This is a genomic window from uncultured Ruminococcus sp. (assembly GCF_946415235.1).
Lineage (GTDB): Bacteria > Bacillota > Clostridia > Oscillospirales > Ruminococcaceae > Ruminococcus.
Genome location: NZ_CAMKRR010000074.1, coordinates 1 through 13708 on the forward strand (window position 1 = coordinate 1; position 13708 = coordinate 13708).

9 protein-coding genes, 1 tRNA gene and 1 pseudogene are annotated in these 13708 nt (G+C 38.2%); 8 read left to right on the top strand and 3 right to left on the bottom strand.

What is annotated here, in order from left to right; translation table 11 throughout:
• Positions 1-319 (bottom strand): annotated as a pseudogene (locus Q0R37_RS11625) (hypothetical protein); the annotation flags it as partial.
• Between the two features lie 19 nt (positions 320-338).
• On the opposite strand from Q0R37_RS11625, the gene Q0R37_RS11630 reads away from it, so the two are divergent.
• A complete protein-coding gene (locus tag Q0R37_RS11630; protein ID WP_294754654.1) occupies positions 339-701 on the top strand; it encodes a hypothetical protein in 363 nt (120 codons plus the stop codon).
• A 100-nt stretch (positions 702-801) separates the two neighbouring features.
• Here the strand turns inward: Q0R37_RS11630 and Q0R37_RS11635 are convergent.
• Positions 802-888: transfer RNA gene (locus Q0R37_RS11635), tRNA-Leu, on the bottom strand.
• Between the two features lie 441 nt (positions 889-1329).
• Here Q0R37_RS11635 and Q0R37_RS11640 point away from each other — a divergent pair.
• Genes Q0R37_RS11640 through Q0R37_RS11650 form a run of 3 tightly spaced genes read left to right on the top strand, consistent with a single transcriptional unit; the run spans position 1330 to position 5314 of the window.
• Positions 1330-1884, top strand: coding sequence for an RNA polymerase sigma factor (locus tag Q0R37_RS11640; protein ID WP_294754655.1), 555 nt, complete (start codon positions 1330-1332; stop codon positions 1882-1884).
• Positions 1871-2779: a hypothetical protein gene (locus Q0R37_RS11645; protein ID WP_294754656.1), complete on the top strand. Its 909-nt coding sequence runs from the start codon at positions 1871-1873 to the stop codon at positions 2777-2779. The genes Q0R37_RS11640 and Q0R37_RS11645 overlap by 14 nt, the downstream gene beginning before the upstream one ends.
• A 24-nt stretch (positions 2780-2803) precedes the next feature.
• Positions 2804-5314 (top strand): dockerin type I repeat-containing protein, encoded by a 2511-nt coding sequence (locus tag Q0R37_RS11650; RefSeq protein WP_294754657.1) that lies wholly within the window; start codon positions 2804-2806, stop codon positions 5312-5314.
• A 588-nt stretch (positions 5315-5902) separates the two neighbouring features.
• Here the strand turns inward: Q0R37_RS11650 and Q0R37_RS11655 are convergent.
• Positions 5903-6808 (bottom strand): dockerin type I repeat-containing protein, encoded by a 906-nt coding sequence (locus tag Q0R37_RS11655; protein ID WP_294754658.1) that lies wholly within the window; start codon positions 6806-6808, stop codon positions 5903-5905.
• A gap of 278 nt (positions 6809-7086) precedes the next feature.
• On the opposite strand from Q0R37_RS11655, the gene Q0R37_RS11660 reads away from it, so the two are divergent.
• The 4 genes from Q0R37_RS11660 (at position 7087) to Q0R37_RS11675 (ending at position 13513) form a co-directional block, all read left to right on the top strand.
• A complete protein-coding gene (locus tag Q0R37_RS11660; RefSeq protein ID WP_294754659.1) occupies positions 7087-7641 on the top strand; it encodes an RNA polymerase sigma factor in 555 nt (184 codons plus the stop codon).
• Positions 7628-8713, top strand: a complete 1086-nt coding sequence (locus Q0R37_RS11665; RefSeq protein ID WP_294754660.1) for a hypothetical protein — start codon at positions 7628-7630, stop codon at positions 8711-8713. Before Q0R37_RS11660 ends, Q0R37_RS11665 begins: the two co-directional genes overlap by 14 nt.
• 304 nt (positions 8714-9017) lie before the next feature.
• Complete coding sequence (locus tag Q0R37_RS11670) at positions 9018-10718, top strand: CotH kinase family protein (protein ID WP_294754661.1); 1701 nt, start codon at positions 9018-9020, stop codon at positions 10716-10718.
• A 422-nt stretch (positions 10719-11140) separates the two neighbouring features.
• Positions 11141-13513, top strand: coding sequence for a dockerin type I domain-containing protein (locus Q0R37_RS11675; protein ID WP_294754662.1), 2373 nt, complete (start codon positions 11141-11143; stop codon positions 13511-13513).
• The last annotated feature ends 195 nt before the right edge of the window (positions 13514-13708 follow it).

Here is a 13708-nt window from a genome sequence, read left to right on the forward strand (position 1 = left end):
CAAGCAGGCTCTTGTATTTCAGGAACTTGCTCTTGGCGACAGTCTTAGTGCCGAGATACTCCGTCAGATCAGGCTTCACACCGCTCTTGGCAGAGTCTATTTCCAGTCCTGTGAGGATAGCAAGTGTCTCAGTTTCCTCACGGCATTTGTCTCGAAGCTCGTCGTCAGAGTTCTCATTGTAAGCGATGATACTTCTGTTCAGCGCGGCGTTGGATATCTGTCCAACTCGGGAAGAAAAAGTGCTCTTGACCGTCTCGAAGCGTGCCTGCCAGTCGGTTGCGTCACGTATAACAGGTTCAGCGCTTGGTATTTTCAGCAACGGAGTCTCAGCCTTTGAATTGCGCTTGACACAGCGGTTTACAATTGGGTCGGAGATAGTTTTTATCATCAATGACGGTGACCATGCTAAGATCTACAATGATATGATTGAAAAGCGCGAAGCGGAGATTCGTTCCATTGAACAGAAGATAGCTGATCTTCGGCATTATGATGAGGTATGCAAGAAGCGCCGTGAAGAACTGAAGAATACTTCGGAACTGATAGAGACTATACTTGCAGACAGACACATCTCGAATGTCAACCTGAAAATGCTTGTCCGTCAGGTCACAGTTCACCAGAACGAGGACAAGTCTATCGACATAAGCTTCGATATGAACGGCAGCTTCAACAACGGCTCGATAATTGAAATCGAGCCTGATTGACAATACATCAGATATGTGATACAATGACAAAGAGTGCCCAGCAAACTTTATGAGCTTTTTGATGCTTCCTCATAACTTTTGCTAAGGCACTCTTTGAATTTGGTGCGGATAACAGGACTTGAACCTGCATGAACTTGCGTTCATATGGACCTGAACCATACGCGTCTGCCAATTCCGCCATATCCGCTTGTATAATTGAGTCGAAAATTTTTACACGGTACGACTCTTGACCGAGGTGGACTTATTACAAGTTGCTCCACAGAAATGCTGATAAGTAATGCGAAATTAATTTTTACACTGACGTAACGTAACCTGAACCATACGCGTCTGCCAATTCCGCCATATCCGCATAATGCCTGAAAAATTTTACACGGCTCAGACTGACCGAGGCGGACTGTATAACCAGTAGCTCCGCAGTACCATAATATTTTATCACAAATAGAAGAGTTTGTCAAGCTTTTTTTGGAAAATAATTATTTCCCTTTGAAAAGAAATATATTGTAATCGTCTCAAATTTATGCTATAATTGTTAAAATTAAATTATTTTTAAAACTGCTTAGTCTTTTTCGAAAAAAATGGTACTAATAAGTAAAGGGATAAAACAAGTGCACCTGAGAGGAGGTCCCCGATGGATAACGGTGAAAGTAGCTACCGCCGTTTCCTTGCGGGCGACAATGAGGGAATGCTTGAAATAGTAGATGAATACCAGACAGGGCTGATGCTTTATCTGAACAGCTTTGTCCAGAATATTCATATGGCTGAGGATCTGTCAGAGGACACCTTTTATGAATTAATGATAAAACGTCCTAAATTCTCGGGAAAAAGCTCTTTCAAGACATGGTTATATGCGATCGGACGCAATATTACGGCAAAATATATCCGAAAGCATATAAAGCTCAGTGTTGTTCCGCTGGAATCACAGGAATATCTTGCCGTCGAGGAAAGCATCGAGGGCAATTACATAAAAAGTGAACAAAAGCGCATGGTGCATCAGGCTTTGCACCGATTGAAACTTGAATACCGACAAGTACTGTTTCTCAGTTATTTTGAAGGATTTAGCATTTCAGAAATGGCCTTGATTATGAAAAAGTCGGAAAAGCAGATCAAGAATTTTCTGTACAACGCTAAAAAAGCGTTAAAATCTGAACTGGAAAGGAGTGGCTTTGATTATGAAGAGTCATAATGAAATGTACCAGAGCTTACTTTCCAGATATAACGAATATCAGGAGAAGAAGCAAAAACGGATACGCACACTCAGACGTATCGCGCCCATTTTAGCTTGCTTTGTTATTGTTGTAGGATTTGGGCTCGGTTATTGGAAGCATTTTGATAAAACTCCGTTAATTACGTCAGATTTGGATATTGTCGAGGTTACGACCGAAGCGGTTACATCAGCAGTGACAGGAAACGTCACTACAGTTTCTACAGGTTCAGCTATAACCAAAACTTCAAGGGTTTCTGCAACAACCACGAGCATTTCAACAGTTACAGAAGCACATACTCAGGCTATGATTTCTGATGCAACGCGACCGGTAACTACTAAAGTTCAGACTACTTCCGCAATTCCTCATATGGTAACGACCACTTCATCAGTTGTTACTCAGACAAGCAGTGAAGGCGGAAATGCCGGCTTTGAATATACAACTACGTCATCAAACGGTGAGGACATGGCTTTTGTAAATACGACTACAAGTAATGGCGATGACGTTTCCATACATACAACAACACATACTGTTACAACAGAACCTGTTACGACGACAACAACTAACAGCGGTGACAACAATGTTCCACCTGAGCCTATGAACAAAAAATATCCTCTTGCAATTTTAGACGGAGATGATATTACATTGTACAGAAGTACGTACAGAATATCCCCCGATAATGTAGGTGAATATATAGGAATAGCTGAAATGCGGGGACTTGGTCCTATATATAATGCTAAGGCATTTAAAATTAAAAACATAGAAGCTACTGTGGCTATTGCGGTAAAATTTGAAGAGGATGAGGGGTATTACCTTTACAGGAACAATAATACGAGCATAGATACTATCAAAGAGCTAATTTCCCCAGAGGAATAAAATTTAAATGAGAGGATGATTTTTATGAGTAAAACCAAAAGAATAATTGCAGCTGTAACGGCAGCGATTATCACAGCAACTTCATACGCTGCTATCTCGGTATCTGCAGAGGACAATGGCGGATCGGATCACGGCTTCGTAAGTTCAAGTGTATCTGCACAAACAGATAAAAATGAAGCAGCCGTATCAAATGCTCAGCTTTATGACAAACTCGGTCAGCTGCTCAAACAAGGTGATTCGCTAAAATACGGTGAGGCACTGTATACAACTGGTACACCTGACGGTGAAAAATGGACAAAAGATTTTTATGAGCAGAGAGTCGATTTTTATAGTGAGGAATTTCTTGCAAAGTATATCGTAAATGGCGAATTTCTGAGGGATAAAGTTGTTTCCGATATGGCAGAAATTACTACAAAAGAAAACAATAGCGGATTAAAAGCAACTGCCGAGGACATAAATGAATATATGCGTTCCAACGGTATCTCGGGATTTACATATGTTCGTGAAGTAGACGGCGTTGAAAGGATATTCATCTCATATGACGGCTTTTTTGAGAAGATAAAAGCTTATGTTGTTGATACAGGTGTTGACGAAAGCTTTATAGTATATCAGCAAAGTGAGGACTATGCAATTGTTTCCGATAAATCCGAGAATGATAAGAGCGCTGAAGAAAGCTGCTTAAAGGCATATGCTAAGGATATAAGCGATTTTATGCTTAGAAGCGGCATTGCTGGTGATGCTTTTGTACGTGATGATAAAGTGGTTGTTACATATTCTGCCCATGAAGATAAGATAAAAGTCTATGTTAAAGAAAAAGGTATAGACGAGAGTGTTATAGTCTATGAAGCCGGTAAAAACGTTGCTGATACATCTGAAGAAGACGAAAAGAGCACCTTAAAAGAAATTGCTGAGGACATAAATGAGTATATGCGCTCAAACGGTATCTCAGGATCTACACATATTCATGAAGATGACGGCATCGAAAAGATTTTTATTACTTATGACGGATTTTTAGAAAAGATAAAAGCTTACGTTGTCGATACAGGTGTTGACGAAAGTTTGGTAGTATATCAGCAGAGTCAGGATCATGAAGCGGTTATCAAAGCTTCATACAAAATAGTGTCACTTCCTGACAAACTTGAATATAAGCTCGGCGAACAAATCGACTTGACTGGTATACAGATAGAAATGTCAAAGGGCGATGAAAAAGCTGTTGTTTATACATATCCGGATGTTGCTTTTGACTATCAGTCTGATATACCTAAGTCGCCTTCGGTTGTTCTCAGCACTGATTTCCGCAGCGATATAGCCGGTACATACACCGTAAAAGTTACAGACTCAGAAAATGCGAGCTTTACTGTAAAAGTTGTTGACATCGCAGATTCTTCTGATACTGAAAGCAGCTTAAAAGAAGATGCCGAGAGCATAAATGAGTATATGCGTTCTAACGGCATTTCAGGATTTACATATGTTCGTGCGGTAGATGGCGTTGAAAAGATATTTATTTCATATGACGGATTTTTTGAAGAAATACAGGCATATGTTAAAGGGAAAGGTATTGATGAAAATTTAGTTATTTATCAGCAGAGTTACGATTATAATACGAATGAATCAACGCTTAAAGGTGATGCAAACTGTGACGGTCAGATTGATTTGTCTGATGCAGTAATAATAATGCAGTCTCTTGCAAATCCTAATAAGTATGGTATAGACGGCACAGCAGAGCATCATCTTACCGAACAGGGCAAGCTCAACGGCGATATGAATGGTGACGGACTGACAGTTGGTGATGCACAGGCAATACAGAAGAAGCTTCTCGGACTTGATGATACAGATAGTAATCAGAGTTCTGAAAATGAGGAAAACAACAATGAAGCTGTTGTAAGTCAGGACGTTGGCTTTGGACAGACATGGAACGGAAAGCCTGTTTCTTCTGAGTTATATACATTGCTGAGTCAAAATACAGATGAAAACACTGTTATAGCTATATCTCCTAAGTTCAAAAGCGATGAAAACTACAAGTATAACGGTAAAACAATAACTGAGTACAATGAAGCAGTAAGCGATAATAACTTACTTGACGAAAAGCTTCATCAGATACTTAAAGACGGTGACGAACTGAAATACGGTGAGCTATTGTATACAACAGGAACACCTGATGGAATAAAATGGTCGCAAGAGCTTTACGAGCAAAGAGTAGAGTTTTACGGTGAGGAATTCCTTGCAAAGTATATCGTAAATGGCGAATTTCTGAGAGACGCGGTAGAAGCTGATATCGCAGATTTTAGCACTGAGCCTCACACCGCTTTAGCAGAAGCAATAAAAGCTTACAAAAAAGCAATGATTCAAGAAGCTATCGAGCAGCTTAAAAAGCAAAATATCAAATATGATTACAGTGAAGCTTCTGAAAACTTGATCATTAATGTTACTGCCGAAGAGTTCAAGGACTTATTTCTTGAAAATATATCTTGTTATTATATAGCTTCAACGTCTTCGGATGATGGATTTGTATCTACAAAAGGCATGGATCTTTAAAAATAGATCATAAGTCATAGACTATTTACTTCACAAACGGAAACGTCCTACATAAAAATGTAGGGCGTTTTTGGTCGAGAATAGGATTCAGCAATTGACTTTTGTTTTTGTATCCATGAAAAAGTTGAAAATTACGACGGGCACTGCTATTATGATATTAAGATAATCTATGAAAAATAAAAACGGTCTCTCATATTCGTGAGACCGATATTTTTTCACTATCATAGCGCAAGCTGAACCATACGCGTCTGCCAATTCCGCCATATCCGCATAATATCTGATAAATTTTACACGGCTCAGACTAACCGAGGCGGACTTTATTAACAGTAGCTCCGCAGTACCATAATTTTTTATCACAAATTGAAGCATTTGTCAAGCATTTTTGCTGCTTTCTTAGAAAAAATTTTGAGAATATATAAATTATACTTATATAAATGCTTCAGAGAAATTCAAATCCTTTTTATAGCTGATATAATACTCTTTGCTATTTACTATAATTCGTATCACAATATGAATAAAGTGATATTATAAAAGCAAAAGTCCTCTGTGTGAGGACTTTTGCTATATTGGAGAATGGAGAATTAAATGTCATTGCTCAAGTTTTAGCAGTCTTTTCTGTATAACGTGAGCATCGCCTACTGTAAGTCCATCGCCGTCCATATCTGCGTTTTTCTTTCCTTGTTCGGTGATATGTCTTTCGTATGTTCCATTTTCACCGTATTTGTCCGGATTTGCCAAAGACTGCATTATAAGAACTGCGTCTGACATATCAAGCTGACCGTCACAGTTCGCATCACCTTTTATCGGTTCCTTTGTAGTAGTTGTTGTTGTTATTACGTCAGGAGCTGAATTTGATGTAGTAACATAATTATGCTCGGTACCTTCTTTTTCAATACGGATCACATATTCATGCTCATGGGCAGTATTTCCGTTAACATCATCAGTCCATATAGTCATTGGGCGGTAGTCAACAGGAAAGCACTTTGAATTTTCACCTGAGAAGGTATAAACATAGCCTTCGGGCATATTTTTTATAACTACGCCATAAGCAGAATAAGAATCTCTGTTTTCAAACCTGTAGGGAAGCTCACAGCTGTATGTTCTGTATTCCGATGTGTTCCATTCTGCGATCTTATCAATAAGATCTGCATCTACATCATACTTATCAAGAGTATATAATTCAATATCCAGATCTTTGACAACTTCCTTGCTGACTTCATCAATAACTGTGAATTTAGCAGGATACTTGCCTTCTGTCGGAAATTCAACAACCTCTTCAAGTGTTGGGCGTTTAGCTGTGGTTTCTGTTGTAACATTCGGCTGCTTTTCGGGTTTTGTTGTGGTAACGTAATTATGTTCAGAACCTTCCTTTTCAACCGAAGTTGGCTGATTGGTTTGAGCATCAGCTGCCGCAGCTGTTACATGAACAGCTGTAAATGATGTCAAGCCTAATGACATCGAGAGAAATACCGATAAAATCTTCGCTTTTTTCATAATAAGACCTCCTTTGCGGTCAAATGAGGAATCCCGCTTTGCAGATATTCTTTCGGATAACGAAATCCCCTTTTTTTCATGTATTATGTATATACATATTACCCTCATCGGGCTTTCATTACTTAGACAACATTATAGTGGTTTTGTCTCACCTGTTTTCATAATTTTTTTATTTGACAAAATAATCAGAAAAATATATAATTAGGGTGAGACAAATCACTGTTTTGGTTGTCTAATAAGTAAAGGGATATTGATATTGCATTTGAAAGGAGTTTTATATGGATAACGGTGCAAGTAGCTACCGCCGTTTCCTTGAAGGTGATACAAATGCCATTATTGATATAATAGCGGATTACAGAGAAGGTCTTGTTCTCTTTATAAATAGCTTTGTTAATGATTTCTGTACTGCTGAGGAGCTTGCAGAGGACACTTTCGTAAAAATATGTTCAGATAAGCCTAAATTCTCAGGTAAATGTACTTTTAAAACATGGCTTTTTACGATAGGGAAAAATGCTGCACTTAATAGCATCAAGAAAAAAGCAAGACATTCCGAAGTTTCAATAGATGATTTCTATAACATCGCCGATAAAGAAAATATTGAACGTAATTATATCAAAGATGAAGAAAAAAGGCAGCTTCTCAAAGCGCTTGAAAGACTGAATGATGACTATCGACAAGTATTGTATCTTGTGTATTTTGAGAATTTCAGTAACACCGAAACGACGAAGATAATGAATAAATCCGAAAGGCAGATACGGAATCTTCTGTATCGTGCGAAGGAATCCTTGAGAAATATTTTGGAAAAGGAGGGATTCAGATATGAGGGAATATGACGAGACTACATTGAAAGTTGCTGAAAGAGTGCTAAAACGAAGTGATGAGATAATCAGCCGGCGTGAAAAAAGAGCGGCAACAATAAAACATATATCATATGCACTTTCAGGTATTTGTGCTGCTGTTATTATTAATGTTTCGATATGGCACAGTAATGCCGGCAAAAATCTTCCCGAGAATAATGAAACTTCCATAATAACCGAAATTTCCGAAACTACAACCTCAGATCCTAAAAAAACATCAACTGCTGTGATATCAGGCATCAAAACAACTTCTATGAATAAAACAACTGCTTCGGCAACAACAGTAAATACAGTATCATCAGATAAAGCTTCACAAATCGGCACAAACGTTAATGCTTCCCAAGTAACAGCAATAAGCACATCCGTTTCAAATATCTCCTCAGAAACAGTATTTTTGAATGATATCAATACATCGCAAACAACATTATCAGTATCAGGTGAAAATCTCCAAACGACTCTATCCCATACTTCTGTAACAATAACTGATATGACGAATGATGTTACTGACACCACCAAGCATAGTACCGTTACTTCCACGAAACCTGTTCCATCAACAACAATAACAACAACTAATCGACCAACGCTTGAAGAAGTTGTACAATTTCCGACAGAAGGCAGGTTCCCTATAAAAATCACAATTGTTGATGAAATTAGCAATGAAGCAGTCAAAGATCTGGATATTGAATTATATACTCTTGATAAGTATGATGTAGATGCAGATCTTATTGATAAGATCGCAGAATGGAACACATCGGCATATGAGACATACAGCTGTGAACTTCCATATAGCTTTGAAAACAGAGATTCTTATTCCGCTTATGGCGTAGTTATAAAAAATATGCCCGAAGACTATGTTTATACTTTCTCAGGTGAAAATTCAAAGTGCTTTCCTTTTGACTACAGACCAATGACAATATGGACGGATATTGTTAACGGAAATACTGCCCATGAGCATGAGTATGTGATCCGTATTAAAAAAGGAGTTTGGGGAGTTTTTTCAGTAAGATTGTATGATTTGAAAAATATACAAAAACGGTCTCACGATTAATCGTGAGACCGATGTTTTTTACACTATCTCCCCTGTTACAATATAATTGACGGGTAAAACCTTGCATGCCAGTAAGGGTTTACACGTACTTGTTACATAAGCTATACTGAAAGCAGTAATTGGACTGACGACTTCCTCTTTGGGACAGAGCGCCCGTATACAAGACAGTCATCCATGCTTTCATTATAGCGTTCGGTTTATGCAGGTTGGGCCACAGTACGTGCGTTCGTGTCACCAAACAGATTGAATATGTAATGAGTAAAGTGTGGTTTGCCCGATTACAATTTCATTTCAGGAGATGCATGTGCAGTCGGGAGAAATAACTTCGTTGCTCAGTGATGCCGATACATTTCAAATCACTGTCGGAGATGTAGACTGCGGAACGCTAAAAATCATGCAGTCCAACCTCGGCTGTATCTATCTGTCAACATCGCACGGCGGATTGGATGCGCTTGATCATGACCGAAGTATTACCGAGACAGGTAGGGCTCTCATGCTAAATGCAGAGGGCGGTGCTGAGTACAATGGTAACATTGAAAAGCTCACGGCACACGTAAATTCCTCATGGGATTACAGTAAAAAGAAGCCGTACAACCTGAAACTGCCGCAAAAAGAAGACCTATATGATATGGGGAAAGCTAAGAAGTGGACTTTATTGGCGAATTATCTCGATCATTCTATGCTGAGAAATAAGCTGACAGAAGAAATGTGCAAAGCGGCAGGAATGGAATGTGTTATGGATTCTGTATTCGTTGATCTGTATGCAGACGGCTCTTATCGTGGCGCTTATCAGCTTTATGAACGTGTGCAGATACAGAAGAACCGTATCAATATCCGTGACCTTGAGGAAGTGACCGAAAAGCTGAACAGCCATGATCTTGACAGCTATTCGCAACAAGTAGTCGGTGCTGACAATGCCAATGAATACAAGGAAAACAGCTATAAATACTATGATATTCCCAATAGCCCCGAAGATATAACGGAAGGTTATCTGTTGCAGTTTCAGCAATGGAACAGATACGGCTATAAATGTAAAAGCGGCTTCGTAACATCAAGAGGACAGGCTATAGGCATTGACGGTCCGGAGTATGCTTCAAAATCTCAGGTCGAATATATCCGTTCTTTTGTGCAGGATATGGAGGATGCGATCTACTCTGATAATGGATATAATGCTAAAGGCAAGCATTACAGCGACTATCTTGATGAGGAATCACTTATTATCGCATATCTTGTGCAGGAGATCAGCGAAAATATTGATGCCACATATTCCAGCTTTTATCTTTGGAAGGATTCGGACTTTACTGGTGACGGCAAGATGCATTTCAGTCCTGCGTGGGATTTTGACCTTGCATATAATAACTTCCCGACATTGCGTGTTAATTCAGACGGAAATATCGGCTATTCGTATAAGCCTGATAATCTCTTTGCAGCATATTTTCCCATACACGGCTATGAGGACGGAGGAAAGACTTCATCATCAGGAAGCGGTCGTCCTACTGTCGGCATCAGTTGGATAGGACTGCTTTATAAGAATGAGAATTTCGTAAAGCGTGTGGCAGAGATTTTTTTTGAACGATTTGAGCCGTATCTCTCATCACTGACCGATAGTGATAATCCGTATTTACTTAAATTGGCTGAAAATATCCGTCCCTCGGCTGAAATGAACAATGTTCGATGGCACACCTACGGCGGTGCGAATTACTCTTTTGCTTTCAATTATGCAACAAGCGGCGCGTCGTTTATGGATTCAGTTGACAAGGTCGGAAATTATATTCATCAAAGAACTGAATGGCTGAATGAGTTGTGGAAACCATATACATATGTCAAGGGTGATGTAAATGGTGATGGTGAGCTAAACATAACCGATGTTGTATTATTACAGAAATGGCTTCTTGCCGTTCCAAATACACATTTATCACAATGGCAGGCTGCTGACCTGTGTAAAGATGATAGATTAGATGTATTTGACTTATGTTTGATGAAAAGAGAACTGCTGTACCGATAAGGTACGGCAGTTTTTTATACACTATCATCTAAGTATTGCAACACTTTAGAGTTTATAGTATAACTACGTTTATACGATAGTATTCAATAAACATAAAAGCGGCACACTTACAGAACTTACGAAAAAGAGCGCATATTATAATAATTATATTATTAATAAAGATACATTGATTTATCAGTTTTTATATAGTATTATAAAAGTAGTGAAGTTTATGTAAATGAAATAAAAATGTAAGTTGCAGTAATATATTTTGCCATTATAATTACATAAGATGAACGATAAATATTTGCGATAGCATTATTATGTGTGAGAGTTTTACTCTTTTCATACGTCTAACAATTGGAAGCTTAAAAATTGGCAGATTATTCTCCTAAAGTGTCCTGCTTAATGATTTGCCTGCGATATTAAAGGGAGGTATTATTATGAAAAAAACGAGAAAAGCCTTAGCAGTTATTACTTCATTAGTAATGTTCGCCTGTGCTTCGTTAGCAACTATGAGTACAGATGCTGCGATAGTAACTGACAATACCCGTTCTGAGTTTGACAGCGTTGAAGAGACTGTTGATGTAAGGATACTGTTCAATTATGATGCTAAAATACTTGACAAAGTTAAAGGTGAAGCGCATCAAAAGGCTGAGGAACTCAGTAAAGAGTATTATGACAGCCTTGACGTATTAAAGTATACAGAACTTGAGCGATTAAGTATGCAAAGAGAGTACTTTAACGTGAATTATGAAAGGCTTTCAAAAGAACTGACGGAAAAAGCTAAAAAAGATCTTGCAAAACCTATACTTGAAGATATCGGTGTTGATATTACTGAAGATATTGAATATCCGAATTACGGATTTATCCTCTGTGAGCTTAATAAAGATCAGCTTTCAAAAGCTGAAAAAAATGATATTATAAAGTCAGTATCAGTTGATAAAGACTGGGATAATGAAAATTATATAGGCACTCCATCGTTATATCCCGTGCTTACCGGAACCACTACAACAGCTTCAAATACAACATATACTACTACAACTACTTCAGTTTCCGTAACTCCAAGTCTCGTTACTACATTGGAATATTACGGTAATGATATGTTTACAGACATAATAAAAGATATCGATGATTTTACAATTCAATTTGAAAATCATGGAAAATATCGTTTCCTTTCAAGTGCTATCAAAGACCAGCTTATTCACTATAAAATCGGAGATGAAATAACTATAAGATTTGAATATCTTAGAGTCAATGATACGGATACTCCACGTATCGATAATATCCTTATGCTGAAATGTATGAATATACCGCTCGGTGATGTAAATCGTGACAGACTGATAGATGCCATAGATGCTTCCATAATTCTAGCTAACTACGCAAAATATTCGACATCATCTGCCAAGCCCGCTGAAAGCGAACTTGCTGAACAGGACGTCAATGGTGACGGATTTATAGATGCAGTAGATGCGTCAAGTGTTCTCACATATTATGCATACGTATCTGTTGGAGGCAATCTTAGCTTCTCTGAGTATGTTAAGAATCCCAAAGCGGCAATTACGACAACAACAGCTGTAACGACGACAACTGTAATAACTACAACAACTACGTCGAAAATAACAGCAAAGCTTTCGGGAGAACTGTTATCTATTCCAAATGACAGAACTGATATGCCTGTGATACGCGGTATCAGTCTTTCAGGAAGTTTATATGGCTCTGATGAGTTTAATTCAAAAAAGCCTTCACTATCTGGAATTCGCTGTATTTTTGGCTTACAAGAAGCAATCACAGTTACTCTTGATACGGACACAAAATCAGGAATAAAAATGTACTTATTTGAGCACAAGGACGATCAGAGTTACTATGAGACTGCAAATTACAGTATGCCAATTGCATATGGAGTGGCTTCCTTAAAAGATGGAGTGATAATAACTAGTATTGGCGATGGCGATGGTGGAGATGATCGAGGATATTACGATATGGTATTTGTATATGACGGTACTGCTTTTGCAAAGCTTTATATCCGTGTATATTATAATGAATTGATAAACAAATCAGATGCCGAGCTTGAAAAGCTTATGCATGAGCAATCTTCGGAAGATTTGCTTGGCAAAACTTTCGTGTATGAAAACAGTTCATCTTTTACAATAACATTTAATGATTACGGGGAATTTGCGTGCTATGAGAAAGATACTCTAAGTTATATGACGATCGGAAAATGGGAGCTTAACGGAGATACAGTCGTGCTTAAATATCCATTTGATGAAAACTCCGAGAAAACTGTCTACTTAAAGCTGAATGGCAGTGATATGGTCTATATCGGCGATAGATCCGATAATTTCACCAGTGTTAAGGTTCAGGACGGTGATAAGTTTTCAGATACCGGAATACGTAATAAGGTTGACTGGTATACCGATTTTCATAACGACGTAAATTTGAATGCTGACTGGAAAAACAGCAATAAAAACATCTCCGCTATTATTAAGGATACTGACGGGCTGAAGAGCTATCTCGAGCAGTTCTGCCATGAAAAGGTAATGAACAGTTATCTTGAGAAATACAGCGATAGCTTTTTCGAGAATAATGTTCTGCTTATGAGATGGATATTTCAGGGGGCGGGTTCAGATGGACCAAAATATATGGTGAATGTTATATTGCCTTCATCAGGCAGCTTAGGTGCTTTCATTATGTATAACGGAAATCAAAATGGTGATGATGAGGCGTCGGTCTGCCTCGCACAGGTAATTGTTCCGAAAGAATATTTTAATGACGATAAGGGCGCTGACTGGGTCGGATATAATGTTACGATCTGAATAATAAAACTTTGCATATGAGGAGCTTTCAAATAGTTTCAGCTTATGAAAGCAGCTTGTCATTGACATGAAAAACAGGGACTGTAAAAAGTCCCTGTTTTGTATTTATCTTTCTTTTCTGCACTTTTGTCATTTTTTCAGAGTCTATCCTAAAATTTGTGTAAACCTCTGAAGTAGTGTATAATAAAAGAGACA

Bases quoted from the DNA above. Each gene is read 5' to 3' on its own strand.
- Q0R37_RS11640 (WP_294754655.1), top strand. From the start codon at position 1,330: ATGGATAACGGTGAAAGTAGCTACCGCCGTTTCCTTGCGGGCGACAAT.
- Q0R37_RS11645 (WP_294754656.1), top strand. From the start codon at position 1,871: ATGAAGAGTCATAATGAAATGTACCAGAGCTTACTTTCCAGATATAAC.
- Q0R37_RS11650 (WP_294754657.1), top strand. From the start codon at position 2,804: ATGAGTAAAACCAAAAGAATAATTGCAGCTGTAACGGCAGCGATTATC.
- Q0R37_RS11655 (WP_294754658.1), bottom strand. From the start codon at position 6,808: ATGAAAAAAGCGAAGATTTTATCGGTATTTCTCTCGATGTCATTAGGC.
- Q0R37_RS11660 (WP_294754659.1), top strand. From the start codon at position 7,087: ATGGATAACGGTGCAAGTAGCTACCGCCGTTTCCTTGAAGGTGATACA.
- Q0R37_RS11665 (WP_294754660.1), top strand. From the start codon at position 7,628: ATGAGGGAATATGACGAGACTACATTGAAAGTTGCTGAAAGAGTGCTA.
- Q0R37_RS11675 (WP_294754662.1), top strand. From the start codon at position 11,141: ATGAAAAAAACGAGAAAAGCCTTAGCAGTTATTACTTCATTAGTAATG.